Below are 25,932 nucleotides of genomic sequence, written 5' to 3'. Positions count from 1 at the left end.
ATTGGTTCGGCAAAGAAACACGTGTACGCCCTTACATCCTGAGCCCCGGTGACGAAAGGATCCCCCGGACACACAGACTCCTTCAGGGGGAGGACCATTGAGACGCACAGCAGTGCTCGGCTCTGCCGGCACTCTGATAGCGGGGACGCTCATGGCGACCGCGCTCGCCGCGCCGACGGCCGGTGCCGTCACCGGCCACGAGCGGGACGACGAGGCGCGCGGCGCGGCCATCGCCGCCGCCGAGGCCGCCAAGACCGGCATCGACTGGCAGGACTGCCCGGCCGACTGGGGCTTCGCCAAGCCCATCCAGTGCGGCTGGGTCACCGTCCCGGTCGACTACGCCAAGCCCAACGGCAAGAAGATCAAGCTCGCCGTGGACCGCGCCGTGTCCACCGGCACCGCCGCCGAGCGCCAGGGCGCGCTGCTCTACAACCCGGGCGGCCCCGGCGGTTCCGGCCTGCGCTTCCCGCGCCGGGTCACCACCAAGAGCCCGCTCTGGGTGAACACCGCGAAGGCGTACGACTTCGTGGGCTTCGACCCGCGCGGCGTCGGCCACTCGGCGCCCATCTCCTGCGTCGACCCGACCGAGTTCGTCAAGGGCCCCAAGCTCGACCCGGTCCCGGACAGCGAGGCGGACAAGCTCGCCCAGCGCAAGCTGGCCGCCGAGTACGCCAAGGGCTGCGCCGAGAAGAGCGGCGACATGCTGCCCTACATGACGACGCGCAACACCGCCCGTGACCTCGACGTCATCCGGGCCGCGCTCGGCGAGAAGAAGCTCAACTTCATCGGCGTCTCCTACGGCACCTACCTGGGCGCCGTCTACGGCACGCTGTACCCGGACCACGTCCGTCGCATGATCGTCGACAGCGTGGTCAACCCGGAGAAGAGCAACATCTGGTACCAGGCCAACCTGGAGCAGGACATCGCCTTCGAGGGTCGCCTCAAGGACTGGATGAACTGGGTGGCCCAGAACGACGCCACCTACCACCTCGGCGACACCCTGGCGGAGGTCCAGCAGCAGTGGGTGACCCTGCGCGCCGCCGCCAAGAAGGAGCCCCTGGGCGGCAAGGTCGGACCGGCCGAGCTCATCGGCTTCTTCCAGGGCGCCCCGTACTACGACTCCTCCTGGGCCCCCGTGGCCGAGGCCTGGAGCGCGTACGCCGCGGGTGACCCGCAGCCGCTGATCGACGGCGCCGCCGCGGACCTCACCGACACGGCCGGCAACATCGCGTCGGAGAACGGCAACGCCGTCTACACCGCCGTCGAGTGCGCCGACGCCGCGTGGCCGACCAACTGGAACCGGTGGAACCGGGACAACTCGGCCCTCCACGCGCAGTACCCGTTCATGACCTGGGCGAACGCCTGGATGAACCTGCCGTGCGCCACCTGGTCCGCGCCGCAGCAGAAGCCGACCCAGGTCAAGACCGGCAAGGGCCTGCCGCCGGTGCTCATCGTCCAGTCCGAGCGCGACGCGGCGACGCCGTACGTCGGCGCGGTCGAGCTGCACAAGCGCTTCAAGGGCTCGCGTCTCATCACCGAGAAGGACGCGGGTTCGCACGGCGTCACCGGTCTGGTGAACCCGTGCATCAACTCGCGGGTCGACACGTACCTGCTCACCGGCAAGGTGGACGGCCAGGACGTGACGTGCGAGCCGCACGCCACCCCGAAGCCGTAACACCCCGCACAGTGTGAAGGGAGGGGCGGCCGTCCGACGGTCGCCCCTTCCGTCATGCCCGGGACGCCAGCCAGGCGTCCTCCGCCGCGTAGTCGAAGAAGTCCACCCGGTACTTCGCGAGGCCGGGGAAGGCGTCCCGCCACTCCCGCCCCTTCAGGTGCCCGGCCAGCCACTCGACCGTCTCCGGCAGCGACTCCGCGTACGACACCACCGGCCGGTACCCCAACTCCCGCCCGGCCGCCGTCATGTCGTAGACAATGGGATGCTCCGACGTCCACGGAGTGAGCCCCACGGTGCCCTGCGGCGCCCCCTCCATCAGCACCGTCTCGCTCTTTGCCCCCATGACCGCGTCGATCGCCGCCCCGATCTCCGCCACCGTCGGCGCCTCCGGATCCGCGGCGTTCAGCACCCGGCTGCCGGGGTTCGCCGCCGCGAGCCGGACCAGCTCCGCGATGTTGTCGACGTGGGCCGGATGGAACCGCGACGTCCCCCCGTACGCGAGCACGCGCACCGGCCGTCCGTCGAGCGCCCGCTTCACGAACCACAGCTCGCGCGGCCCCGGGCAGTACGGCCCGTGGACGGCGCCCGCCCTGAGCAGCGTCGCCGGCAGCGCGTCGCCCGCCGCGAGCAACTCCCGCTCCAGGGCGATCTTCCGCGTGCTGTACGTGGTGTCGCCGGGCGCGACCGTGCGCCAGCCCTCCGCGAGCGGCACCGGGTAGGCGGGGAAGCCGTCCGGCCGGTCCTGGGTGTCGAAGCCGCGCCCCCGCTCGTCCTCGTACACCGCGCCGCTCGACACCACCACCGCCGAACCGATCCGGTCGGCCAGGCCCGTCAGCTGCCGGCCGTGACCGGCGTCGTACGCGACGATGTCCACGAGCACGTCGCACCCGTCGCCCAGGGCCGCCGCGAGCGCGCCCTCCTCGTTCCGGTCGAGCCGGACCGACCGGACCCCGTCCGGCCACCTGCCGTCCCCGGCGCCGCCCCGCGAGGCGGCCGTCACCTCCCAGCCGTCCGCGACGAGCGCCCGCACGGCCGCCCGCCCCACCTGTCCCGTCGCACCCAGCACGAACGCGTTTCCCTTGGTCATGCGGGGGACGCTACGGGCACCCGGGGCCGTGGCCCAGGGGATTGCGCCGTGCGCGGATCCGCCCTAGGCGTTCCCCGCGCGGGAACTATTCCGACGGTGCGTCACCACGCGACCCGGCGGCCTTCACCACCGCCGCGTACTCGTCCACGTACTCCTGGCCCGACAGGCGCAGGATCGCGTACATGATCTCGTCCGTCACCGCCCGGACCACCGCCCTCTCGCCCGCCGACCCGGCGAACCGGGAGAAGTCCAGCGGCTCCCCGAACCGGATGGTGACCCGGCGGATCCTCGGCACGACCTTCCCCGGCGGCTGGATCTCGAAGGTCCCCACCATCGCGCACGGCACCACCGGGACCCCCGCGGTCAGCGCCATCACCGCCACCCCCACCTTGCCCTTGTAGAGCCGCCCGTCGTGCGAACGCGTCCCCTCCGGATAGATCCCGAGCAACTCGCCCCGGCCGAGGACGCCCAGCCCCTCCCGGATCGCCGCCCGGCCGGCCTCCTTCCCCGACCGGTCGACCGGGATCTGCCCGGCGGCCCGGAAGAAGGCCGCCGTCAGCCGGCCCTTGAGGCCGGGACCCGTGAAGTACTCCTGTTTCGCCAGGAAGGTGATCCGCCGGTCCAGGACGGCCGGCATCAGGAAGTGGTCGGAGAAGGAGAGGTGATTGCCCGCGACGATCGCGGCCCCCTCCTCGGGGACGTGCTCGAGCCCCTCGATCCTCGGCCGGAACAGCAGCCTGAGGAGCGGCCCGAGCAGGACGTGCTTCATCAGCTGGTAGAACACCCGTGACCCCGTTCGTCGTCCGTCACGCCCGTTGTATCCCCGCACGGGCCCGTGGTCCACTGGTGGGGGAGCGTCACATGACGAGCGAGCGCGGAGCCAGGCGCCCCGGCCGCGTCCTCACCGCGCTGCTGTGCGCGCTGACGGCGGCCGGGCTGTACGGCTGCTCCGACCCGGGCCCGCCGCCGCAGCCGCGTCCCACGCCGACGACCGCGCCCGCCACCGGGCTCTCGCCCCTCACCGGACTTCCCGCGAAGCCCGCGCCCGTCCTGACCGTGAAGATCGACAACGTGCCGGCGGCCCGTCCCCACACCGGACTCGGCGCCGCCGACCTCGTCTACGTCGAACAGGTCGAGGGCGGAGTCACCCGGCTCATGGCCGTCTACTCCTCACGCCTCCCCGCCCTCGCCGGCCCCGTCCGCAGCGCCCGCGAATCCGACATCGCCCTGCTCGCCGACTACGGCCGACCGGCCCTCGCCTACTCCGGCGCCCAGTCCGCCCTCACCCCGCTCCTCCGGGCCGCGTCCCTCGACCTCGTCACGGAGACCACCGCACCCCGGGCCTTCCTGCGCTCACCGGACCGACCCGCCCCGCACAACCTCTACCTGCGCCCCGGCCGCGCCCTCGCCGCCGCACCGGGGGCCGACGACGCCCGGGACATCGGCTTCCGCTTCGGGCCCGCCCCGCCCGGCGGCACCCCGGTCACCACCTCGACCGTCCGCTACCCGGCGGCCCGCTACGCCTTCACCTGGTCCGCCGCCGGCCACGCCTGGCACGTGGCCATGGACGGCCGCGAGGCCCGCGCCACCGACACGGGCCCGCTCACTCCGAAGACGGTCGTCGTCCAGCACGTCACGATCCGCCCCTCCCGCTTCCACGACCGCTTCGGCTCGGTCTCCCCGTACAGCGAGACCGTCGGCAGCGGGACCGCCCTCGTCCTGCGCGACGGGCGCGCCCACGAGGCCCGCTGGTCCCGCCCCTCCGCCGGCTCCGGCACCACCTTCACCACCCCGGCCGGAGCGCCCCTGCCCTTCGCCCCGGGCCAGACCTGGATCGTCCTGGCCCCGCGCGCGTAGGGGGTGTCCCGTCGGTCAGGACGTGGTGCCCGGCGGGCGGGACCCGGGAGACGGCGGTACGGAGCTGTCCGCCGCCGCCATCCCGATCGTCACCACCACCAGGACCACCAGACCGAACCAGAGCCAGCCGCTGCTGCCGAGCGCCACCGTGTAGGCCGTCGTCAGCACCAGCGCCGCGCAGGTGAGCACCGTCATCGTCTTCGTGGGACCGGACATCAGCCCGCCCTCCTCCCGACCGGGGCCGCGCAAGCCGTCCAGCCCATCGTGACCCCCCGAGAGGGGCGCGCGCTACTCCCCGGACACTCCGGCGTGCGCCGGACGGCCTGACGTCAGCGGCTCCGCGCCTGCAGCGAGGCCAGATACGCGTTGTACGCCTCCAGCTCCTTGTCGCCGTCCCGGTCGGCCGCCCGGTCCTTGCGGACGGCCTGCCGCTGCTCGGAGCGGTACCACTGGTAGACCAACGCGATCAGCACCAGCACGGACGGGATCTCGCTGAAGGCCCAGGCGATGCCACCGGCGGCGTTCTGGTCGGCGAGGGCGTCGATGCCGAGCGAGGCCGGCGGGTTCTCGTACGCCTTCACCAGCGGCTGGGTCGCCATCATCATCGCGATGCCGAAGAACGCGTGGAACGGCATGCCCGCGAACAGCTCCAGCATCCGCATCACGTACCCGGGCCGGTGCGGTCCCGGGTCCACGCCCATGATCGGCCAGAAGAAGACCAGGCCCACCATCAGGAAGTGCACCATCATCCCGAGGTGCCCGGCCTTCGACCCCATCAGGAAGTCGAAGAGCGGCGAGAAGTACAGCGCGTACAGGCTCGCGATGAACAGGGAGATGGTGAACGCCGGGTGCGTGATCACCCGCATGTACCGGCTGTGCAGCAGCTTCAGGAGCAGCTCGCGCGGCCCGAGCGAGCCCCGGCCCGCCACCGGCAGCGCCCGCAGCGCGAGGGTCACCGGCGCGCCGAGCAGCAGCAGGATCGGCGACAGCATGGAGATCACCATGTGCTGCACCATGTGCACGCTGAACATGACCATGCCGTAGTCGTTGAGCTTGGTGCACATCACCAGCGCGATCGTCAGCACGCCGACGGCGAAGAGCACCGTCCGGCCGACAGGCCACGCGTCACCGCGCCGCCGCAGCCGCGCCACGCCCCAGCCGTACAGACCGAGCGCCGCCAGGCATCCGACCAGGAAGAAGAGGTCCGGGGAGAACTCCAGGCCCCGCCCCAGCGTGAACGGCGGCAGATCCGTGGTCATGCCGTGCCCGCTGTGATCCATCCGTACACTCCTGGAGCCCGATTCGCGCTTGTTGTCCGCACCAGACTAGAACCGCCCCCGGCCGCGATCGCGACCGGGGGCGGTTGTGACGCACGGGAGTCGTCAGAGCACGCACTCCGCCTCGGCGTACCGGTCGGCCGGGACCGTCTTGAGGGTCTCCACGGCCTGGGCCAGCGGGACCATCGTGATCTCCGTGCCGCGCAGCGCGGTCAGCATGCCGAACTCGCCGCGGTGCGCCGCCTCGACGGCGTGCCAGCCGAAGCGAGTGGCGAGGACGCGGTCGTACGCGGTCGGCGTGCCGCCGCGCTGGACGTGGCCGAGGATGACCGGGCGGGCCTCCTTGCCGAGGCGCCGCTCCAGCTCGGCGGAGAGCTGGTTGGCGATGCCGGTGAAGCGCTCGTGGCCGTAGATGTCGGTGCCGGCGGTCTTGAAGTCCATCGAGCCCTCGCGCGGCTTCGCGCCCTCGGCGACGACCACGATCGCGAACCGCTTGCCGGCCTCGAAGCGCTCGCCGACCCGGGAGGTCAGCTCGTCGATGTCGAAGGGGCGCTCGGGGACGACCACGGCGTGCGCGCCGGCGGCCATGCCGGAGTGCAGCGCTATCCAGCCGGTGTGGCGGCCCATCACCTCGACGACGAGGACCCGCTGGTGCGACTCGGCGGTGGTCTTCAGCCGGTCGAGGGCCTCGGTGGCGACGGTGACGGCCGTGTCGAAGCCGAAGGTGACGTCGGTGGAGGCGATGTCGTTGTCGATCGTCTTCGGGACGCCGACGATCGGGAGCCCCGCCTCGGAGAGCAGGTTCGCCGCCTTCAGGGTGCCCTCGCCGCCGATCGGGATGATGGCGTCGAGACCGAGGTCGGCGACATGGCCCTTGGCACGCTCGACGCCGTCGACGAGGTGCGCGGGCTGGACCCGGGAGGAGCCGAGGATGGTGCCGCCCCGGGCCAGGATGCCGCCCACCGCGTCGAGATCGAGCTTGCGGTAGTCGCAGTCCAGGAGGCCCTTCCACCCGTCGTGGAAGCCGATGACCTCGTCGCCGTGGTCGACGACGGCGCGGTGCACGACGGAACGGATGACAGCGTTCAGACCGGGGCAGTCTCCGCCGGAGGTGAGCACGCCAATGCGCATAGCCCAAAAACCTTTGCAACGTGGGCCGACTCCCGGACCACGTCGTCCGGCTGGATCCCCGCCACCCTATCGCCGCAGGGGTGGCGGGGCCGAACCGGATGTCCGCACAGTGGACAACGTACGTTCGTACGAGGGACCCGCGGCGGCCCCGGGGTGACTCAGGCGGGCTGCGTGGCCGCCGCGATGCGCTCGGCGCGCAGCGCCTCGTACCAGCGGTCGTCGGTCGGCGGCAGCGCGTTCACGTCGAGGGCCAGCTTCAGGAGCAGGTCCGCGATCTGCGGGTTGCGGGCCATGACGGGGCCGTGCATGTACGTACCGAAGACGGTGTCGTTGTACGCGCCCTCGGTGCCGTCGCCGGTCCCGTTGCCGTTGCCGAAGACGGTCCGGGCGAACGGCCGGGCCGTCGGGCCGAGATGGGTGATGCCCTGGTGGTTCTCGAAGCCGGTCAGCTGGGGGAGGCCCAGGCGCGGGTCGATGTCCGCGAGGACGTCGCCGACGCAGCGGGCGCCCTCGCCGCGGGTCGAGATCACGTCGATGAGCCCGAGGCCGGCCTCGCGCTCGCCGAGGTCGTTGATGAACTCGTGGCCCAGGATCTGGTACCCGGCGCAGACCGAGAAGATGATCGCGCCGTTGGAGGCGGCGCGGCTCAGGCCGCCGTCCCGCCGCAGGCGCTCGGCCGCGAGCCGCTGCGGACGGTCCTCGCCGCCGCCGATCAGGTAGATGTCGCCCGAGGTGGGCACCGGCTGGTCGCTGCGGACGTCGACGCGCTCGACGCTGAGGCCGCGCTGTTCGGCACGGCGCTGGACGACGAGGACGTTGCCCTGGTCGCCGTAGGTGCTGAGCAGGTCCGGGTAGACCCAGACCAGGCGCAGGCTGCTGTCACTCATGCTGCAAAGTCCTCTACGGGTCAGTTGCCGACGCGGCGGCGGACGTCCTGGAAGGCGGTGTAGTTGGCGATCAGCTCGATCTGTCCGGGCGGGGCCATCGTGACCGCCTCGTCCAGCGTCTCGCAGACGCGGAAGTCCACGCCCGCGACCTCCAGGCGGACCGCGAGGTCCAGCTTCCGGTCGCCGATCACCATGATCGGGTGGCCGGCGAGCCGGCCGTAGTCCACGTCCCACAGCCAGGAGGTGTCCGTGCCGTCGGCGCCCCGCGCGTTGACCGAGAGGATCACCGGGGCGGGCGGCCCGTCGATGAGGGAAAACGTTTCGAGCCAGCCGGCCGGGTTCTTCGCGAGGAGCAGACGCAGGTCGCGGTTCTGGAAGGAGACCACGTCGTAGCGCCCGGCGACGGCCTGCACCTGGTACATGCGCTCCAGGGCCACCTGCGGCGGCACCCCGAAGACCGCGGCGACGGCGGCCGAGGTGGCGGCGTTCGCCTTGTTGGCGCGGCCGGGCAGCTGGAGGCGGATCGGCCAGGCCGAACCGTGCGGGTCGAGCACGTGGTCGCCGCTGAGCGCCCAGCTCGGCGCGGGACGGCGGAAGCCGCACTCGCCGCAGAACCAGTCGTCGCCCGGACGCTGCATCACACCGCCGCAGGCGGGGCACGACCAGGCGTCGTCCTTCCACTCCTGGCCGGCGGCGACCCACACCACGTTGGGGGAGGAGGAGGCGGCCCACACGATGAGCGGGTCGTCGGCGTTGGCGATGACCACGGCCTTGGTGCCGTTGAGACCCTCGCGCCACTTCTCGGCGAGCATCCGGGTCTCGGCCGCGCGGTCGAGCTGGTCGCGGGAGAGGTTGAGCAGCGCGATCGCCTTGGGCGTGGTGTCCCGGGCGACGCCCGCGAGGTACTTCTCGTCGACCTCGATCACACCGAACTTGGAGTCCGTGCCGCCGGCCAGCGCCGAGGTGATGCCGGCGGGCATGTTGGCGCCGAGGGCGTTGGAGACCACGGGGCCGGCCGCGCGCAGGGCTTCCGCGATCAGCCGGGTCGTGGTGGTCTTGCCGTTGGTCGCCGACACCAGGACGACGTCCAGATGCTGCGCGAGCCGGCCGAGCAGGTCGGGGTCGAGCTTCAGCGCCACCCGGCCGCCGATCACCGATCCGCTGCCGCGCCCCGCCGCACGCGACACCGCGGCCGCGGCCTTGCCCGCCGTCACGGCCAGCTTGGCGCGCGGCGACAGCGGCTCTGGATTACCGGGGTGTCCTGACATCGTTCTTGTTCCTCCTTGCGTCGGTCCGGGCTCAGCCTATCGAGATCCGGCCAGCAGCCCGAACAGCGGCACCGTAGAGCGGCCGCCCGAAACCGGGAGGTCACGGGGACCGTACCCTTACGGCCATGCGAAACCGGCCCATCCCCGGCAGTTCCGGCCTCGTCCGAGCGATGACGCTCCTCGGCGACCCCGTGCTGCACACCCCCTGCGCGCCCGTCACCGACTTCGGGCCCGAACTGGCCCGGCTCGTCGAGGACATGTTCGCCACGATGTACGCGGCGCACGGCGTGGGCCTGGCGGCGAACCAGGTCGGCGTGGGCCTGCGGGTGTTCGTGTACGACTGCCCCGACGACGAGGAGAACCGCCACCTGGGCCATGTGGTGAACCCGCGCCTGGTGGAGGCGGACGGCGACGTGGTCCGGGGCCCCGAGGGCTGTCTCTCCCTGCCGGGCCTGGAGGCGCCGACCCCTCGCTTCGACCGCGCGGTGGTGGAGGGCGTACGTCTGGACGGCACCCCGATACGGATCGAGGGGACGGGTTTCTTCGCCCGCTGCCTCCAGCACGAGACGGACCACCTGGAGGGCGGGGTCTACGCGGACCACGTCACGGGGTGGCGCAGGTCACGCCTGCTGCGCACGATCCGCAAGCAGCCGTGGGGCGGTCAGGCCTCCGTGCTGGAGGTCTCCTAGAAGCCGGGGCCGCCCGGGAGGTCGTCGGCCGCCGCGAGGCGGCCCCACAGGAGGTCGGCCAGGCTCTTGACCAGGTCCGCGCGGGAGCAGGGGCGCTCGCCGAGCCACCAGTCGCCGGCCGCGTGCATCATGCCGACGATGCCGTGGCCCCAGATCCGGGCCTGGGCCTCGGCGGCCGGTCCCAGGTCGACGCGCTCGGCGATGACCTGACCGAGCTCCTCGCCCATGCGGCGCAGCAGCGGGGCCGAGTGGCGGCCGACGTCGAAGCCCTGCTCGGTCTGGTGCGGCTCCTCCGCCGGGTGCATGAGGAAGCGGTAGACCTGGGGCATCGCCTCGATGGACGCCAGGTACGTGTCGAGGGTGGCCTCGACGCGGCGGCGCCGGTCGGCGGGCGCGTCGAGCGAGGCCCGGAGCGAGGCGAGGAGCGCGTCCGTATGCCGGGTGGCGAGGGCGCGGTAGAGGCCGCCCTTGTCGCCGAAGTGGCGGTAGAGGATCGGCTTGGTGATGCCGGCCTCGGCCGCGATCGCGTTCATGGACGCCTGGGGGCCGTCCCGGAGCACCACCCGGTCCGCCGCCTCCAGCAGCTCGCGGCGCCGCTGCTCGGCGGTCGTCTGCTGGTCGGTGGTCCGGTGTGCGATGTCCATGCGCGTGTCTCCCCGCCCGTGCGATTCGTGAGGCTCTCGCAACGTAACACCCGCCCGGGATCCGCCGTCGGTCGGGCCGAACCGCTCCACCGCAGGTTGACAGCCCCTACCCACCGGTAACAGACTACTGTTACCGCAAGTAACGTCATGCTGGGAGGGAACATGGGCGAGTTCACGCTCGAACTCAACGAGGACCAGAAGCAGGTCCGCGACTGGCTCCACGGCTTCGCCGCCGATGTGATGCGCCCCGCGGCCGCCGAGTGGGACGAGCGTGAGGAGACCCCCTGGCCGATCATCCAGGAAGCGGCCAAGCTCGGCATCTACTCCCTCGACTTCTACGCCCAGCAGTTCTTCGACCCGACCGGCCTCGGCATCCCGATGGCGATGGAGGAGCTCTTCTGGGGCGACGCCGGCATCGCCCTCTCCATCGTCGGCACCGGTCTCGCCGCCGTCGGCGTCCTCGCCAACGGCACCGAGGAGCAGATCGGCACCTGGGTCCCGCAGATGTACGGCGACGCGAACGACATCAAGGTCGCCGCCTTCTGCTCCTCCGAGCCCGACGCCGGCTCGGACGTCGCCTCCATGCGCACCCGCGCCGTGTACGACGAGGCCAAGGACGAGTGGGTCCTCAACGGCACCAAGACCTGGGCGACCAACGGCGGCATCGCCAACGTCCACGTGGTCGTCGCCGTCGTCGACCCCGAGCTCGGCTCCAAGGGCCACGCCTCCTTCATCGTGCCGCCGAACACCCCCGGGCTCTCCCAGGGCCAGAAGTTCCAGAAGCACGGCATCCGCGCCTCCCACACCGCCGAGGTCGTCCTCGAGGACGTCCGCGTCCCCGGCTCCTGCCTGCTCGGCGGCAAGGACAAGCTGGACGAGCGCCTCGCCCGCGCCCGCGAGAAGGCGAAGTCCGGCGAGCGCGTGAAGAACGCCGCCATGGCCACCTTCGAGGCCTCCCGCCCGGCCGTCGGCGCCATGGCCGTCGGCACCGCCCGCGCCGCGTACGAGGTCGCCCTCGACTACGCCAGGACCCGGGTCCAGTTCGGCCGCCCGATCATCGAGAACCAGGGCGTCGCCTTCCAGCTCGCCGACATGGCCACCCAGATCGACGCCGCCCGCCTCCTCGTCTGGCGCGCCTCCTGGATGGCCACCGCCGGCAAGCCCTTCACCGCGGCCGAGGGCTCCATGTCCAAGCTGTACGCGAGCGAGGTCGCCAAGAAGGTCACCGCCCAGGCCATCCAGATCCTCGGCGGCAACGGCTACACCCGCGAGTACCCGGTGGAGCGCATGCACCGCGACGCGGCCATCTACACCATCTTCGAGGGCACGAGCGAGATCCAGCGCATGGTCATCAGCCGCGCGCTCGCGAAGTAGGGCGACCGTTCACACGACGCAGAACTCGTTGCCCTCCGGGTCCTGGAGGACCACCGCGTAGTGGTCCATGCCGTTCGGCCCGTCCATCGCGTACAGCACGGTCGCGCCGAGCGCCGTCAGCCGGGCCACCTCGCCGTCCACGCGTGCGCGACGGAGGGCGAGGGGGGCCTCGCGGCCGCCGCCGACCTTCAGGTCGAGGTGGACGCGGTTCTTGACGGCCTTGGGCTCCGGGACGCGCTGGAACCAGACCCGGGGGCCCACGCCCTTCGGGTCGACGACGGACTCCGGGAGCTCCCCGGCGTCCTCGCCGAGCTCGTCCTCCGGGACGCCGATCGCCTCCCAGTACGCCCGCCAGGTGGCGTGGCCGGCGGGCGGCGGGTCGGGGACGTAGCGCAGGGCCTCCAGCCAGAAGGGCACCAGGCGCCGCGGATCGGCGCAGTCGATGGTCAGTTGCAGCGTCAGCTCGGGTCGCTCCATGGGAACGAGCCTCCCAGGCGCCACTGACAGCGGCCCCTTTCGAGCCGACCGGCCAGATCCGGCCCGTAGTTCGGGCATCCCTACCCGCGAGTCACCTCCTGAGGGAGAATCAGCTCGCAGGCGACGACCGAGGGGAACCGTTCATGGCCATCACCACAGGTGCCGAAGCACCCGAACTCGCGGGACTTCCGCTGCTCGGCTCCATGATCGACCTCAGGAAGGACTCGCTGGGCACCTTCCTGCGCGCCCAGCGCGAGCACGGCGACGTCGTGAAGATGACCGCGGGCCCGCCCGGGATCGGCGCCACCTTCTACGGCGTCTTCTCCGCCGAGGGCGCCCAGCAGGTCCTCGCCGGGGAATCCGCCAACTTCCGCAAGGACAACGCCTTCTACCAGGAGATCCGCGAGTCCTTCGGCAACGGCCTGCTGACCAGCCAGGACGAGGACTACCTCCGACAGCGCCGACTCGTCCAGCCCCTCTTCACCAAGCGTCGCGTCGACAGCTACGCGACCGCCATCGCCGCCGAGGTCACCACCCTCATCGGCGAGTGGGAGGACGGCGGCGCCGGGACCGTCGACGTCCTCCACGAGATGACCCGCCTCGCCCTGCGCGCGGTCGCCCGCATCCTCTTCGGCACCGACGTCGACGCGGCCGTCGAGATCGTCGAGCGCTGCTTCCCCGAACTCGGCGCCTACGTGCTCCGCCGCGGCTACTCCCCGATCAAGCTCCCGCGCCACTGGCCCACCCCCGGCAACCGCAGGGCCGCCGCCGTCCACCAGGCGCTGTACGAGGTCTGCGACCGGATCATCGCCGAGCGGCGCGGCTCCGGCCGGGGCTCCGTCGAGGGCGACGACCTCCTCACCCTGCTCGTCGAGGCCGAGAGCGCCGAGGACGGCAGCTTCGACGCCACCGAACTGCGCGAGCAGGTCCTCGTCTTCCTGCTCGCCGGGCACGAGACCACCGCCACAACCCTCGGCTTCGCCCTCCACCTCCTCGCCCGCCACCCGGAGGTGCTGAAGCGGGCCCACGAGGAGGTCGACCGGGTCCTCGGAGGCCGTACCCCCGGCGCCGCCGACCTCGACGCGCTGCCCTACCTCACGCAGGTGCTCAAGGAGGCCATGCGCCTCTTCCCCGCCGCACCGGCCACGGGCCGCCGCGCCGTCGCCGCCACCGTGATCGGCGGCGTCACCATCCCGGCGGGCGCGGACGTCATCGTCGCCTCCTGGGTCACCCACCGGCACCCCGCCTACTGGGAGGACCCCGAGCGCTTCGACCCGGACCGCTTCACGCCCGAGGCGGAGGCCGCCCGACCGCGGTACGCCTGGTACCCCTTCGGCGGCGGCCCGCGCGCCTGCATCGGCCAGCACTTCTCGATGCTGGAGTCGGTGATCGCGCTCGCGATGATCCTCCAGAAGTACGGACTGGAGGCCGTCGACACCGAGGTGCCGGTCGGCTCCGCGATCACCCTCACACAGGAGGGCCCGGCACGCTGCCGCCTGCTGCCCAGGACGGCCTAGGGGGCGTCTTGTCGATCAGGACAGACCGGGAAGCGGCCCGCGCGGGCCGCTTCCGCCGTCCTACGGCCGGGTCGCGACCACGATCGTCGCCCACCACTCCTCGGAGGTGACGACCCGCGGCGCCAGACCGGCCGCGGACATCACCGCGAGCGCCGACTCCGCCTGCCGCTCGCTCGTCTCCACCAGCAGGTGCCCGCCCGGCGCCAGCCACTCCGGCGCCTCGCCGGCGACCCGCCGCAGCACGTCGAGACCGTCCGCGCCGCCGTCGAGCGTGACGAGCGGCTCGTGGTCGCGGGCCTCGGGCGGCAGGAGCCCGATCTCCTCGGTCGGTACGTACGGCACGTTGGCGACCAGGACCTCGACCCGGCCCCGCAGCTCCCGCGGCAGCGGCGCGAAGAGGTCCCCCTCGTACACCCGGCCGCCGCGCGGCTCGACGTTCCGCCGGGCGCAGCGCACCGCCGCCGGCTCGATGTCCGAGGCGTGCACCTCCACCCCCTCGACCCGCGCGAGCAGCACGGCGCCCGCCGCGCCGGAGCCGCAGCACAGGTCGACGCAGACGGCGCCGGGCCGGGCCAGCTCCACCGCGTGGCCGACGAGGAACTCCGTACGCCGCCGGGGCACGAAGACCCCGCCGTCGACCTCGATCCGCAGCCCGGCGAACCCGGCCCAGCCCACCACGTGCTCCAGCGGCAGGCCGGAGGCCCGCCGCTCGACCATCAGGTCGAGCTCGGCGGGCCCGGCGGCGGTCGAGAGGAGCATCTCCGCCTCCTCCTCGGCGAAGACGCACCCGGCGGCCCGCAGCCGTTCGACGACCCCCAGGTCAGGCAAGCTGGGCCTCGATCGCCGCCACGACCTCGGGGGCCTCCGGCTCGGTGCGTGGACGGAAGCGGGTGACCCCGCCGTCACGGCCGATGAGGAACTTCTCGAAGTTCCACTGCACGTCACCGGCCTCGCCCTCGGCGTCGGCGACCTTCACCAGCTCCGAGTAGAGCGGGTGGCGGCCCTCGCCGTTGACGTCCGTCTTCTCCAGGAGCGGGAAGGACACCCCGTACGTCGCCGAACAGAAGGTCGCGATCTCCTCGGCGCTGCCGGGCTCCTGCCCCGCGAACTGGTTGCAGGGCACCCCGAGCACGGTGAAGCCGCGCTCCCCGTACTCCTTCTGCAGCCGCTCCAGACCCGCGTACTGCGGGGTGAGCCCGCACTTCGAGGCCACGTTCACCACCAGCACGGCCCGGTCGCGGTAGTCGGCCAGGGAGACCGGCTCACCGGTCAGTGTCTTCAGCGGAATGTCGTACAGACTCATGGACTGCTCCTCGTCGGAATGAGGTTTGATCTCAACATGGCAGACGAACCACTGGCAATCGCGATCGATTCCGCAGCTCAGACAGGACCTCGCCGGGTGTACTGCCGCCTCTGCGGCCGCCCCCTGACCGGCGCCGACTCCCGCCGCACCGGCCTGGGCCCCACCTGCGACGCCAAACTCCACCCGGCGCCCCCGGACATCCGCACCCGCCGCCACGAGGTGGCACAGGACACCCTCCCGGGGCTGGACGAGGAGCCGTAGGTCCCGAGCCCGGCGACGCTACCAGGTGGCAAATCGATCGCCCACGGGAATTCGGATCGGCCACAGTGAGCCGCGATGAAACCGAAACCCGAGCACCCGGAGTCCTGAACCATGTCCACCCTGCGCGTCACCGCCGAAGTCCTGACCGTCCATCCGCATCCGAACGCCGACGCCCTGGAACTCGCCCAGGTCGGGCTCTACCGGGCCGTCGTCGCCAAGGGGGCCTACCGGACGGGCGACGCCGCCGTGTACATCCCCGAGCAGGCCGTGCTGCCCCTCGCGCTCGTCGACGAGCTGGGACTGACCGGGCGGCTCGCCGGAGGGAACGCGGACCGGGTGAAGGCCGTACGGCTGCGCGGGGAGCTGTCGCAGGGGATCGTCTGCCGCCCCGCCGCGCTCGCCGGCACCGACCTGGCGCGGGCCGCGGCCGAGGGCACCGACTTCGCGGAGGCGCTCGGGATCACCAAGTGGGTGCCGCCGATACCGCCGACGATGAGCGGGGACGTGGAGGTGGCGCCCGACCTGCTGCCGTGGGTCGACATCGAGAACCTCCAGCGCTATCCGGACCTGTTCGAGCCCGGCGAGCCCGTCGTCCTGACGGAGAAGCTCCACGGCTCGGCCTGCCTGCTCACGCACCACGCGGAGGAGGGACGCACGCAGGTCTCCTCGAAGGGGTTCGGGGCGAAGGGCCTCGCCCTCCGGGAGGACCCGCGCAACCTGTACTGGCGGGCCGTCCACGGCCACGGCCTCGCCGGCGTCGCCGAGCGGCTCGCGAAACGCCTCGGAGCACGGCGGGTCGGGCTCTTCGGCGAGGTGTACGGCTCCGGGGTGCAGGACCTCGCCTACGGCGCCGACGCCCGCTCCGAGACCGTCGGCTACGCCCTCTTCGACGTGTCCGCCGAGATCGGGGGAGAAGTCCGCTGGCTCGACCCGGTCGACGTCCTGGAGCCCGGCGAGGTCCCGCTCGTCCCGCGGCTGTACTCCGGGCCGTACGACCTGGACGCGGTCCTCGCGCACGCGAGCGGCAGGGAGACCGTCTCCGGCCGGGAGACCCATCTGCGGGAGGGCGTCGTCATCCGGCCCGCGACCGAGCGGTACAGCCCGGTCACCGGCGGCCGGGCCATCGCCAAGGCGGTCAGCCCGGCCTACCTGACCCGCAAGGGCGGCACCGAGTACGAGTGACCGGAGGGGCTACAGCTTCCTGAACAGGCCCTCCTGGACCACCGACACCAGGAGCCTGCCCTCGCGGTCGTAGATCCGGCCCCGCGCGAGTCCCCGGCCGCCCGTGGCGACCGGGGACTCCTGGTCGTACAGGAACCACTCGTCCGCCCGGAAGGGCCGGTGGAACCACATCGCGTGGTCCAGCGAGGCCATGTCGAAGCCGCGCGGACCCCACAGCGGCTCGACCGGGATCCGGACCGCGTCCAGGAGCGTCATGTCCGAGGCGTACGTCAGGGCGCAGGTGTGGACCAGCGGGTCGTCGCCCAGCGGACCGACGGCCCGCATCCACACCGCGGAGCGCGGGTCCGCGTCCTTGACCTCCTCCTGCGTCCAGCGCAGCCGGTCCACGTACCGGATGTCGAAGGGCTGTCGGCGGGCCATCCGCTCCAGGGCCTCCGGCAGCGCGCCCAGGTGCTCCCGGATCTCGTCCGCGAGGTTCGGCAGGGTCTCCGGGTCGGTCAGGTGCCTCGGCGGCAGCTGGTGCTCGAAGGCGCCCTCCTCCGGCTTGTGGAAGGAGGCCGTCAGATTGAAGATCGTCCGCCCCTCCTGGATCGCGGTGACCCGGCGGGTCGTGAACGACCGGCCGTCGCGCACCCGCTCCACCTGGTACACGATCGGCACCCCGGGCCGGCCGGGCCGCAGGAAATAGGCGTGCAACGAGTGCACCGGCCGGTCGCCCTCCGTGGTCCGGCCGGCCGCCACCAGGGCCTGCCCGGCGACCTGGCCGCCGAAGACCCGTTGCAGCGACTCCTGCGGGCTGTGCCCGCGGAAGATGTCGACCTCGATCCGCTCCAGGTCGAGCAGATCCACGAGCCTCTCGGCGGGGTTGGTCACCACACGTCTCCTCTACAGCTGTCCGACGGACGTCACGCGGACCACCGCCCGGCCCTCCTCGTCGGAGGCCGCGAGATCCACCTCCGCGCTGATGCCCCAGTCATGGTCGCCGTTCGGGTCGGCGAAGGTCTGCCGGACGCGCCACAGCCCGTGCGCCGCGTCCTCCTCGATCGCGAGCAGCTTCGGACCGCGCGCGTCCGGACCCGTCCCCAGGTCGTCGTACTCGTCCCAGTACGCGTCCATCGCCTCGCCCCACGCGTCCGCGTCCCAGCCGGACTCGGCGTCCAGCTCGCCGAGCGCGTCGACGTTGTCGAGGGCGGCCAGCTCCACCCGGCGGAACATGGCGTTGCGCACCAGCACCCGGAACGCGCGGGCGTTCGCCGTGACCGGCTTGACCTGGTCGGCCTTCTCCTGGGCCTCCTCGGCCGTCTGGACCTCAGGGTTGGCCAGCTGCTCCCACTCGTCAAGCAGCGAGGAGTCCACCTGCCGCACCATCTCGCCCAGCCAGGCGATCAGGTCCTCCAGGTCCTCGGTCTTCAGGTCGTCCGGGATGGTGTGGTCGAGCGCCTTGTACGCGCTCGCGAGGTACCGCAGGACGATGCCCTCGGTCCGCGCCAGCTCGTACCAGGAGGTGAACTCCGTGAAGGTCAGCGCCCGTTCGTACATGTCACGGATGACCGACTTCGGCGACACCGGGTGGTCGCCGACCCACGGGTGCGACTTCCGGTAGACGTTGTACGCGTGCCAGAGCAGCTCCTCCAGCGGCTTCGGGTACGAGATGTCCTGGAGCCGCTCCATCCGCTCCTCGTACTCGACACCGTCCGCCTTCATCTGCCCGACGGCCTCCCCGCGCGCCTTGTTCTGCATGGCGGCGAGGATCTGGCGCGGGTCGTCCAGCGTCGACTCGACGACGGACACCATGTCCAGGGCGTACGAGGGGGACTCCGGGTCAAGGAGGTCGAACGCGGCAAGGGCGAAGGTCGACAGCGGCTGGTTGAGTGCGAAGTCCTGCTGGAGGTCGACCGTCAGCCGGATCGTGCGGCCCTCGGCGTCCGGCTCGTCCAGCTGCTCCACCACACCGCCGTCGAGCAGCGAGCGGTAGATCGCGATGGCCCGGCGGATGTGCCGCAGCTGCGCCTTGCGCGGCTCGTGGTTGTCCTCCAGGAGTTTGCGCATCGCCTCGAAGGCGTTGCCCGGCCGGGCGATCACCGAGAGCAGCATGATGTTGGTGACCTTGAAGCGGGAGGTCAGCGGTTCCGGCTCGGCGGCGATCAGCTTCTCGAAGGTGGTGTCGCTCCAGGCGACGAAGCCCTCGGGGGCCTTCTTGCGGACCACCTTGCGGCGCTTCTTCGGGTCGTCGCCGGCCTTCGCGAGCGCCTTCTCGTTCTCGATGACGTGCTCGGGGGCCTGCGCCACCACGAGACCGGCCGTGTCGAAGCCGGCCCGGCCGGCCCGGCCCGCGATCTGGTGGAACTCGCGGGCGCGCAGCGTGCGCACCCGGTTGCCGTCGTACTTGGTGAGGGCCGTGAAGAGCACCGTGCGGATCGGCACGTTCACCCCGACGCCGAGGGTGTCGGTCCCGCAGATCACCTTCAGGAGGCCCGCCTGGGCCAGCTTCTCCACCAGCCGCCGGTACTTCGGCAGCATGCCCGCGTGGTGCACGCCGATGCCGTGCCGCACGTACCGCGAGAGGTTCTGGCCGAACTTGGTGGTGAAGCGGAAGTTGCCGATCAGCTCGGCGATCTGGTCCTTCTCCTCGCGCGTGCACATGTTGATGCTCATCAGCGACTGAGCGCGCTCGACGGCCTGCGCCTGCGTGAAGTGCACGATGTAGACGGGCGCCTGCTTGGTCTCCAGGAGCTCGGTCAGGGTGTCCGTGATGGGCGTGAGCCGGTACTCGTACGACAGCGGCACCGGCCGGGTCGCCGAGCGGACCACCGAGGTCGGCCGCCCGGTCCGCCGGGTCAGGTCCTTCTCGAACATGGACACGTCGCCGAGCGTCGCCGACATGAGGACGAACTGCGCCTGCGGGAGTTCGAGCAGCGGGATCTGCCAGGCCCAGCCGCGGTCCTGCTCGGCGTAGAAGTGGAACTCGTCCATGACGACCTGGCCGATGTCGGCGTACTTGCCGTCCCGCAGCGCGATCGAGGCGAGCACCTCCGCCGTGCAGCAGATCACCGGCGCGTCCGCGTTCACGGAGGCGTCGCCGGTCAGCATGCCGACGTTCTCGGTGCCGAAGAGCTTGCACAGGTCGAAGAACTTCTCCGACACCAGCGCCTTGATCGGCGCGGTGTAGAAGGTCACCTGGTCATGGGCGAGCGCGGTGAAGTGCGCCCCCGCCGCGACCAGCGACTTTCCCGATCCGGTGGGTGTGGAAAGGATCACGTTGGCCCCGGAGACGACCTCGATCAGCGCCTCTTCCTGGGCCGGGTAGAGCGTGATGCCCCGGTCCTCAGCCCAGGAGGAGAAGGCCTCGAAGAGGGCGTCGGGGTCGGCGGTCGGCGGCAGCTGATCGATAAGGGTCACGCCCCCATCTTGCCCGCATTCCGCTCGGATGAGGGAACCGGCCATCAGCCGCCTTGATCACGGACGGTAGGCTCGTCCGTCGACCGGTCGTCAACTGAGCGCCGGCAGGGGAGAAACGGGGCGGCCAGGCATGATGGGACCGGCGCACTCGCTGTCCGGAGCGGCGGCCTGGCTGGGCGTCGGAGCGGCCGCGGCCGCCTTCGACCACCCGATGCCCTGGCCCGTTCTCGTCGCTGGCGCGCTCATCTGCGCGGGCGCGGCCCTCGCGCCCGACCTCGACCACAAGTCGGCGACCATCTCCCGCGCCTTCGGACCGGTCTCCAAGGGCCTCTGCGAGATCGTCGACAAGCTGTCGTACGCCGTCTACAAGGCGACCCGCTCCTCCGCGGACCCGCGCAGGTCCGGCGGGCACCGGACCCTGACCCACACCTGGCTCTGGGCGGTCCTGACCGGCGCAGGGGCCTCCGTCGCGGCGGTCACCGGTGGCCGCTGGGCCGTCCTCGCGATCCTCTTCGTGCACCTGGTCCTCGCCGTGGAAGGCCTGCTGTGGCGGGCCGCCCGGATGTCCAGCGACGTCCTGGTCTGGCTGCTCGGCGCCGCCGGCGCCTGGATCCTCGCGGGCGTCCTCGACCAGCCCGGCAACGGCTCGGACTGGTTCTTCACCGGCTCCGGCCAGGAGTACCTGTGGCTGGGCCTGCCGATCGTCCTCGGCGCCCTCGTGCACGACATCGGCGACGCCCTGACCGTCTCGGGCTGCCCGATCCTGTGGCCCATCCCCGTCGGCCGCAAGCGCTGGTACCCCGTCGGCCCTCCCCGGCCCATGCGCTTCCGCGCCGGCAGCTGGGTCGAGCTCAAGGTCCTGATGCCCGCCTTCATGGTCCTGGGCGGCATCGGCGGAGCCTCGGCGCTCGGCTTCTTCTAGCCGGGCTTCTTCTTGTCGGTGCGCGGGACGCCGAGGGTCGTCACCAGGCGGGTCAGTTCCTCCTGGAAGAGCTTGTCCGGGCTCGTCGTCTGGCGGCCCAGGTGGCCGTACACCTCCAGGGCCACCAGGCCGTGCAGATGGCCCCAGAGCCGCAGGGCCAGGGCGACTCCGGCGGGCGGCAGGCCGGGGAAGGCGGGGCGCACCTTGTCGAGGAGTCCGGCGTCGAAGTCGGACCAGGTGAACGCGCTGTCCCGGTAGAGGGGTTCGGCGTACGGCCAGGCCGCCGCGGCGAGCCCGGCGAGCCCGGTGCACACCCGGCGGGCCGCGTCCGGGGCGGGGCCCGCCTCGGGAGCGCGGTAGCCGGGCACGGGGTCGCCGTAGACGAGCCGGAAGCCCTCGGGGTTCGTCAGGGCCCAGGCGCGGAAGGCGCGGGCCCAGGCCAGGATCCGGGTGGCCGGGTCCTCGGCGGGGGCGCCGGCCCAGGCCGTCTCCACGGAGTCGGCGAGTGCCGAGTACACGTCGTCGATGAGCGTGGTGACCAGGTCGTCGCGGGTGGCGAAGTAGCCGTAGATCGCGTTGGCCGTCATGCCCATCTCGCGGGCGATGGCCCGCAGGGTGATGGCGTCGGGGCCGCCGGAGGCCATGAGGCGCAGGGCCGTGTCCTTGATCTCGGCGGTGGTCTCGGCCCGGAGCCGCTCACGCCGTCCGCGTCCGGCCGGAGCGGTCCCTGTTCGTGCTTCCGAAGTCCCGGTCATCCGGGCACCTTACTGCTTTCTTGGTGGGTGTACGAAAACTGCACGCCGTGTACTTCACGCCGTATAGTTTTCTCACGGCGTTACGTCAGAGGTGTGACCACAGGGGAGAGCCATGCACATCGGAGTCATCGGAGCCACCGGAACCATCGGCAGCTGCGTCGTCGCGGAAGCCCTGGAGCGCGGACACCACATCAGGGCCTTCAGCCGCGACGCCACGGAGGCCGCGGCGGGGGAGACCCGCGAGAACATCGCCTGGGCGAGCCTCGACGTCCTCGACCCCGAGGCCGTCGCTGCCGTCCTGCCCGGACTCGACGTCCTCGTCAGCACCTTCCAGCCCGGGAACGCCGCCCGCGACCTCGCGGACACCGTGAGCCGCTCCGTCGCCGACGCCGGCGTCTACGCCACCGCGGCACGCTCCCTGCTCAAGGCGCTGGAGAGTCACCCCAGGACCCGGCTGATCGTCATCGGCGGCGCGGGCAGCCTGGAGGTCGAACCCGGAGTGGTCCTCGCCGACGCGGAGGAACGACTCCACGAGACCCTCGACGCGGTGGGCCTGCCCCGTGAGTACGCGGCGGCGGTACGCGGCCACCGGGACGCCCTGAACGTGCTGCGCACCTCGAACCGCCGGTGGACCTACTTCAGTCCCGCCGAGGACATCGCGCCCGGTGAACGCACCGGCCGCTTCCGCATCGGCGAGGACCGGCCGGTCCGGGACGCCGACGGCCACAGCCGCGTCTCGGCGGAGGACGCGGCCGTGGCCATCGTCGACGAGGCGGAGCTGCCCCGCTTCGTCCAGCGCCGTTTCACGATCGGCTACTGAGCGGCGCCGGACCGGGCCGTCGTACGACGGCCCGGTCCGCTCGGGGTTTTTCCGGGGGCGCCGGAGATGCGCGACGACGGTGTGGAAACGGTGCGAGGTTCGATTCCCCGTCGGTTCGGTTCTCCGGCCGGGAGCAGCCGTCGTTTTCCCCACAGGGGACAGATCGCGCCATGTCCGCTCATCGCCCTCTGGACCGCGCCGCAGGACCACGCTTCACTTCCGCCCCATGAGATCACTCAAGATCACGCGCGTGATCGGCGGTCTGGTGCTCGCCGCCGGCGCGCTCCTCACCGCCCACCCGGCCGCCGCCGAGGGTCCGAACGGCCCGACGCCCCCCGCCGAGTTCACCACCGACTGGCACGACCCGGTCACCGCCGCCCCGCCCGTCGCCACCCCCGGAACCCGCACCTGCGAGGTCACCCTCGCCGCCGCCCGGTTCCGCGACTTCACCCCGTACCGCGGGAGCTACACCCCGCCGAAGGAGTGCGGCACGGACGCCCGCTGGAACAAGGTCGTCCTGCGCCTCGACGGACAGGTCAAGGGCCGCCAGTACGACCGCCTCGGCCACCTCGCCCTCGGCGGCGTCGAGCTCCTGCGCACCTCCACCCCCGAGCCTTCTCCCGACGGCATCACCTGGTCCGTCGAGAAGGACGTCACCCGCTACCGCGACACGCTCAGCCGCCCGCAGCCCGTCGAGATGCTCATCGGCAACGTCGTCAACGAGACGTACACCGGTGTCATCGACGTCCGCGTGACCCTCACCTTCCACACCGCCGAGGGCCGCGTGAAGCCCGCCGCCGGCACCCCCGACCGGGTCGTGCCGCTCACCGGCGCCACCCTCACCACCCCGCGCAACACCGAGCGCGTCCTCGCCGAGGTGTACGCCACCGGCTCCGGCGGCGGCTGCGAGGAGTTCTGGTACCTCACCGTCCCCGACGCCGCCCCCTACTCCTGCAAGGCCACCGACGGCCCCTACCGGGAGGTGCGGATCTCCGTCGACGGGAAGCTCGCCGGCATCGCGGCCCCCTTCCCGCACGTGTGGACCGGCGGCTGGTCCAATCCCTTCCTCTGGTACGTGACGCCCGCGCCGCGCGCCTTCGACGTGCAGCCGATCACCTACGACCTCACGCCGTTCGCGGCCCTGCTCAACGACGGCGCGGCCCATCGCGTCGAGGTCTCCGTCGCCGGCGTCCCCGCCGGGCAGTCCGGCTGGAGCATCCCCACCAACGTGCTGCTCTGGCAGGACGAGGGCAGCGAGGTCGTCACCGGCGCCCTGGACCGGCACGAGCTCGGCACCCCGCGCAACTCCGCCGTCTACACCGCCGGTTCGCCGGACGTCCTGGAGACCACGGGCGGTGACGCGCTCACCGTCGCCGGCCACCTGAACACCTCGCACGGCCGCGTCGCGACCACCGTCACCCGTACCGTCGACCACCGCTCCACCCACCGCTGGGGCGCCGACGAGAACCCCGACGGGCTGACCGCCCGCTGGACCGACGACGAGACCGTGACCGTCGGCCGGACCGCGACCCGCACCCGGCGCACGTACACCATGGACGGCGAGATCTCCGTCGACGGCGCGAACCGGCTGCGGACCGTCCTCACCGTCGGCGACCGCGCCGCCGTCGACGTCGTCCGGGGCGGCAAGCGACTGTCCTGGTCGCGCCTGGACGACACGTACACCGGCGACGCCTCCTTCAACCTCGGCGTCCCCCGCGAGCAGCGGCACGCGGTCGGCACCAGCACCGAGCGCTACCGCCTGTACGGCTCCGGCGGCTGCTACGACCGGAGCCTGACGTCCGTCCAGGGCACGGTCACCGAGGACCTGCGGCGCTGCTGAACACGACGGTGCCCGGCCCCGCTCGGAAGAGCCGGGCCGGGCACCGGCCGGTCAGGCGGGCTTCGCCGAGTCCACGCCCGAGCGCGCCTTCTTCCACTCGCCGCGCGTGAAGTCGGGGATCTTCTGCGGCGCGCCGTTCGCCTTGATCGAGGCGTGGCTCAGCGGCACCGGAGCCGTCCAGGTGGCCGCGTCGTACACGTCGAAGTCCGGCGGAAGGCCCAGCTGGAGGCACTGCATCAGGCGGTGGACCATGATGTAGTCCATGCCGCCGTGGCCGCCCGGCGGATTGGCGTGCTCCTTCCACAGCCAGTGGTCGAACTCGTCCGCGTACGCCGAGAAGTCGCCCCACACGTCGTCCTTGTGGTCCGGCTCCAGGTAGATCCGGGCCGGGTAGTCCTCGAAGACCCCCCGCGTACCGCCCAGGCTGTTGACCCTGCTGTACGGGTGCGGGGTGGAGACGTCGTGCTCCAGGCGGATCAGCCGGCCCTTGGCCGTCCGGACCATGCTGACCGTCCGGTCGCTCTCGATGTACGTCTCCTTCCAGCTCGGGTCGCCGGCCGGCACGTGCGCCGCGCGGTACTCGGCGAGCCCGAGCGCCGGGGTGCCGAAGCTGCTGATGCTCACCACCCGGTCGCCCCGGTTGACGTCCATGTAGTTGGCGACCGGCCCGAAGCCGTGGTTCGGGTAGAGGTCCCCGCGCATCCGCGTGTGCCACAGCCGGCGCCAGGGCCCCTCGTAGTACGTCGGCGAGAACATCAGGGCGCGCAGGTCGTGGTTGTACGCCCCCGCGCCGTGCAGCAGCTCCCCGAACCTGCCGGCGTGCGCCATCCGCAGCACCCGCATCTCGTTCCGCCCGTAGCAGCAGTTCTCCAGCTGCATGCAGTGGCGGCGGGTCTGCTCCGACAGGTCGACCAGCTCCCACAGCTCGGCGAGCTCCATCGCGACCGGGCACTCCACGCCGACGTGCTTGCCGTTCAGCATCGCCGATCTGGCGATCGCGAAGTGGCTGTCCCAGGGGGTCGCCACGTGCACGAAGTCGATGTCCGTGCGGGTGAGCAGGTTCTCGTAGTCGTCCTCGCCGTGGGTGTACAGGGCGGGGGCGGGTTGTCCGGCGGCGGCGACGGCCGCGGCGGCCCGCTCGGCCTTCTCGCGCACCGGGTCGCAGACGGCGACCACCCGGACCCAGGGAAGGGCGAGGTAGTTGCCGATCATGCTGCCGCCGCGGTTGCCGAGCCCGACGAGGGCGATCCGGACGGTGGAACGGCGCTCGAACGGGACCCCGGCCATGGTCGCGCCCCGGCGCCGCGGCACGGCCGCGGCCCCCGGCCGTGCGGCGGGAGCGGATCCGGTGGCGGCCCGGGCGGTCTGCCCGCCCACGGTGGCGACGCCGAGCCCGGCGCCGGCCGCTCCCGCGGTGCTCCTGAGGACCGTGCGGCGGCTCGGGGGGCGCGGTGTCTGGTCGTCCATGGAACCTCCCTGCTGACGGGTGGTTGGACTGTACTGTTCAGGCTCCTCCGTCGAGCCGCACCGGCCGCGGACGATCACCCGAACATACGAAGGGCCCCTC

General features: G+C 72.1%; 24 protein-coding genes and 1 pseudogene. 10 read left to right on the top strand and 15 right to left on the bottom strand.

What is annotated here, in order from left to right; all coding sequences use genetic code 11:
- Nucleotides 1–97 precede the first annotated feature (97 nt).
- The gene (locus tag ABZ318_RS05120) at nucleotides 98–1,675 is read left to right on the top strand and encodes an alpha/beta hydrolase (protein ID WP_356901118.1); all 1,578 of its coding nucleotides are present in this window, start codon (nucleotides 98–100) and stop codon (nucleotides 1,673–1,675) included.
- A gap of 52 nt (nucleotides 1,676–1,727) precedes the next feature.
- On the opposite strand, the gene ABZ318_RS05115 is transcribed toward ABZ318_RS05120, so the two are convergent.
- Nucleotides 1,728–2,762 (bottom strand): NAD-dependent epimerase/dehydratase family protein, encoded by a 1,035-nt coding sequence (locus ABZ318_RS05115; protein ID WP_356901117.1) that lies wholly within the window; start codon nucleotides 2,760–2,762, stop codon nucleotides 1,728–1,730.
- An 85-nt stretch (nucleotides 2,763–2,847) separates the two neighbouring features.
- The gene (locus ABZ318_RS05110; RefSeq protein WP_356901116.1) at nucleotides 2,848–3,546 is read right to left on the bottom strand and encodes a lysophospholipid acyltransferase family protein; all 699 of its coding nucleotides are present in this window, start codon (nucleotides 3,544–3,546) and stop codon (nucleotides 2,848–2,850) included.
- Between the two features lie 77 nt (nucleotides 3,547–3,623).
- Between ABZ318_RS05110 and ABZ318_RS05105 the strand changes: the two genes are divergently transcribed.
- Nucleotides 3,624–4,619 (top strand): DUF3048 domain-containing protein, encoded by a 996-nt coding sequence (locus ABZ318_RS05105; protein ID WP_356901115.1) that lies wholly within the window; start codon nucleotides 3,624–3,626, stop codon nucleotides 4,617–4,619.
- A 15-nt stretch (nucleotides 4,620–4,634) separates the two neighbouring features.
- Here ABZ318_RS05105 and ABZ318_RS05100 read toward each other — a convergent pair whose 3' ends face one another.
- The 5 genes from ABZ318_RS05100 to ABZ318_RS05080 all read right to left on the bottom strand — a co-directional run bounded on the left by ABZ318_RS05100 (nucleotide 4,635) and on the right by ABZ318_RS05080 (nucleotide 9,182).
- Nucleotides 4,635–4,835, bottom strand: coding sequence for a hypothetical protein (locus ABZ318_RS05100; protein WP_356901114.1), 201 nt, complete (start codon nucleotides 4,833–4,835; stop codon nucleotides 4,635–4,637).
- A gap of 113 nt (nucleotides 4,836–4,948) precedes the next feature.
- Nucleotides 4,949–5,899 (bottom strand): cytochrome c oxidase assembly protein, encoded by a 951-nt coding sequence (locus ABZ318_RS05095; RefSeq protein ID WP_356901113.1) that lies wholly within the window; start codon nucleotides 5,897–5,899, stop codon nucleotides 4,949–4,951.
- A 102-nt stretch (nucleotides 5,900–6,001) separates the two neighbouring features.
- Nucleotides 6,002–7,027, bottom strand: a complete 1,026-nt coding sequence (locus tag ABZ318_RS05090; protein ID WP_030686139.1) for a 6-phosphofructokinase — start codon at nucleotides 7,025–7,027, stop codon at nucleotides 6,002–6,004.
- Nucleotides 7,028–7,185: 158 nt separating this feature from the next.
- Nucleotides 7,186–7,914 carry a glutamine amidotransferase gene (locus ABZ318_RS05085; protein WP_189803859.1) on the bottom strand — a complete coding sequence of 243 codons (729 nt, stop codon included), beginning with the start codon at nucleotides 7,912–7,914 and terminating at the stop codon, nucleotides 7,186–7,188.
- Nucleotides 7,915–7,934: 20 nt separating this feature from the next.
- Nucleotides 7,935–9,182, bottom strand: a complete 1,248-nt coding sequence (locus tag ABZ318_RS05080) for a MurT ligase domain-containing protein (RefSeq protein WP_356901112.1) — start codon at nucleotides 9,180–9,182, stop codon at nucleotides 7,935–7,937.
- A 125-nt stretch (nucleotides 9,183–9,307) separates the two neighbouring features.
- Between ABZ318_RS05080 and def the strand changes: the two genes are divergently transcribed.
- Nucleotides 9,308–9,871, top strand: coding sequence for a peptide deformylase (gene def, locus ABZ318_RS05075; RefSeq protein WP_356901111.1), 564 nt, complete (start codon nucleotides 9,308–9,310; stop codon nucleotides 9,869–9,871).
- Here def and ABZ318_RS05070 read toward each other — a convergent pair.
- Complete coding sequence (locus ABZ318_RS05070; protein ID WP_356901110.1) at nucleotides 9,868–10,515, bottom strand: TetR family transcriptional regulator; 648 nt, start codon at nucleotides 10,513–10,515, stop codon at nucleotides 9,868–9,870. The two genes, def and ABZ318_RS05070, sit on opposite strands and share 4 nt — an antisense overlap.
- Before the next feature lie 162 nt (nucleotides 10,516–10,677).
- On the opposite strand from ABZ318_RS05070, the gene ABZ318_RS05065 reads away from it, so the two are divergent.
- Complete coding sequence (locus tag ABZ318_RS05065; RefSeq protein ID WP_030686130.1) at nucleotides 10,678–11,889, top strand: acyl-CoA dehydrogenase family protein; 1,212 nt, start codon at nucleotides 10,678–10,680, stop codon at nucleotides 11,887–11,889.
- Nucleotides 11,890–11,898: 9 nt separating this feature from the next.
- Here ABZ318_RS05065 and ABZ318_RS05060 read toward each other — a convergent pair whose 3' ends face one another.
- Nucleotides 11,899–12,366 (bottom strand): VOC family protein, encoded by a 468-nt coding sequence (locus ABZ318_RS05060; protein ID WP_356901109.1) that lies wholly within the window; start codon nucleotides 12,364–12,366, stop codon nucleotides 11,899–11,901.
- A gap of 143 nt (nucleotides 12,367–12,509) precedes the next feature.
- Between ABZ318_RS05060 and ABZ318_RS05055 the strand changes: the two genes are divergently transcribed.
- Nucleotides 12,510–13,883: a cytochrome P450 gene (locus ABZ318_RS05055; RefSeq protein ID WP_356901108.1), complete on the top strand. Its 1,374-nt coding sequence runs from the start codon at nucleotides 12,510–12,512 to the stop codon at nucleotides 13,881–13,883.
- Nucleotides 13,884–13,943: 60 nt separating this feature from the next.
- Here ABZ318_RS05055 and ABZ318_RS05050 read toward each other — a convergent pair whose 3' ends face one another.
- Both ABZ318_RS05050 and ABZ318_RS05045 read right to left on the bottom strand, forming a co-directional pair.
- Nucleotides 13,944–14,711: a putative protein N(5)-glutamine methyltransferase gene (locus ABZ318_RS05050; RefSeq protein ID WP_356901107.1), complete on the bottom strand. Its 768-nt coding sequence runs from the start codon at nucleotides 14,709–14,711 to the stop codon at nucleotides 13,944–13,946.
- The gene (locus ABZ318_RS05045) at nucleotides 14,704–15,186 is read right to left on the bottom strand and encodes a glutathione peroxidase (protein WP_356901106.1); all 483 of its coding nucleotides are present in this window, start codon (nucleotides 15,184–15,186) and stop codon (nucleotides 14,704–14,706) included. The genes ABZ318_RS05050 and ABZ318_RS05045 overlap by 8 nt, the downstream gene beginning before the upstream one ends.
- Nucleotides 15,187–15,222: 36 nt before the next feature.
- Here ABZ318_RS05045 and ABZ318_RS05040 point away from each other — a divergent pair, with 36 nt between their 5' ends.
- Both ABZ318_RS05040 and ABZ318_RS05035 read left to right on the top strand, forming a co-directional pair.
- Nucleotides 15,223–15,447: a DUF6011 domain-containing protein gene (locus ABZ318_RS05040; RefSeq protein WP_356901105.1), complete on the top strand. Its 225-nt coding sequence runs from the start codon at nucleotides 15,223–15,225 to the stop codon at nucleotides 15,445–15,447.
- Between the two features lie 111 nt (nucleotides 15,448–15,558).
- A complete protein-coding gene (locus ABZ318_RS05035; RefSeq protein ID WP_356901104.1) occupies nucleotides 15,559–16,629 on the top strand; it encodes an RNA ligase (ATP) in 1,071 nt (356 codons plus the stop codon).
- A 9-nt stretch (nucleotides 16,630–16,638) separates the two neighbouring features.
- Here ABZ318_RS05035 and ABZ318_RS05030 read toward each other — a convergent pair whose 3' ends face one another.
- Entirely contained in the window at nucleotides 16,639–17,502 is an 864-nt protein-coding gene (locus tag ABZ318_RS05030) for an acyl-CoA thioesterase II (protein WP_356901103.1), read from the bottom strand.
- 12 nt (nucleotides 17,503–17,514) lie between these two features.
- Complete coding sequence (locus ABZ318_RS05025; protein ID WP_356901102.1) at nucleotides 17,515–20,073, bottom strand: DUF3516 domain-containing protein; 2,559 nt, start codon at nucleotides 20,071–20,073, stop codon at nucleotides 17,515–17,517.
- 85 nt (nucleotides 20,074–20,158) lie between these two features.
- Between ABZ318_RS05025 and ABZ318_RS05020 the strand changes: the two genes are divergently transcribed.
- Entirely contained in the window at nucleotides 20,159–20,950 is a 792-nt protein-coding gene (locus ABZ318_RS05020) for a metal-dependent hydrolase (protein ID WP_356901101.1), read from the top strand.
- Here ABZ318_RS05020 and ABZ318_RS05015 read toward each other — a convergent pair.
- Nucleotides 20,947–21,705, bottom strand: coding sequence for a TetR/AcrR family transcriptional regulator (locus ABZ318_RS05015; RefSeq protein WP_356901100.1), 759 nt, complete (start codon nucleotides 21,703–21,705; stop codon nucleotides 20,947–20,949). The two genes, ABZ318_RS05020 and ABZ318_RS05015, sit on opposite strands and share 4 nt — an antisense overlap.
- Before the next feature lie 112 nt (nucleotides 21,706–21,817).
- On the opposite strand from ABZ318_RS05015, the gene ABZ318_RS05010 reads away from it, so the two are divergent.
- Together ABZ318_RS05010 and ABZ318_RS05005 are read left to right on the top strand one after the other, a co-directional pair.
- Entirely contained in the window at nucleotides 21,818–22,525 is a 708-nt protein-coding gene (locus ABZ318_RS05010; protein ID WP_356901099.1) for an NAD(P)H-binding protein, read from the top strand.
- 334 nt (nucleotides 22,526–22,859) lie between these two features.
- Nucleotides 22,860–24,365: pseudogene (locus ABZ318_RS05005) on the top strand (peptide-N4-asparagine amidase); the annotation flags it as partial.
- A 51-nt stretch (nucleotides 24,366–24,416) separates the two neighbouring features.
- On the opposite strand, the gene ABZ318_RS05000 reads toward ABZ318_RS05005, so the two are convergent.
- Complete coding sequence (locus tag ABZ318_RS05000; RefSeq protein WP_356901098.1) at nucleotides 24,417–25,832, bottom strand: Gfo/Idh/MocA family oxidoreductase; 1,416 nt, start codon at nucleotides 25,830–25,832, stop codon at nucleotides 24,417–24,419.
- Between the last annotated feature and the right edge of the window lie 100 nt (nucleotides 25,833–25,932).

Origin of the sequence: Streptomyces sp. NPDC006197, assembly GCF_040613865.1 — a bacterium.
GTDB lineage: Bacteria > Actinomycetota > Actinomycetes > Streptomycetales > Streptomycetaceae > Streptomyces.
The sequence above is the reverse complement of the archived record's forward strand: the minus strand, read 5'-3'. Positions and strand labels throughout refer to the sequence as shown.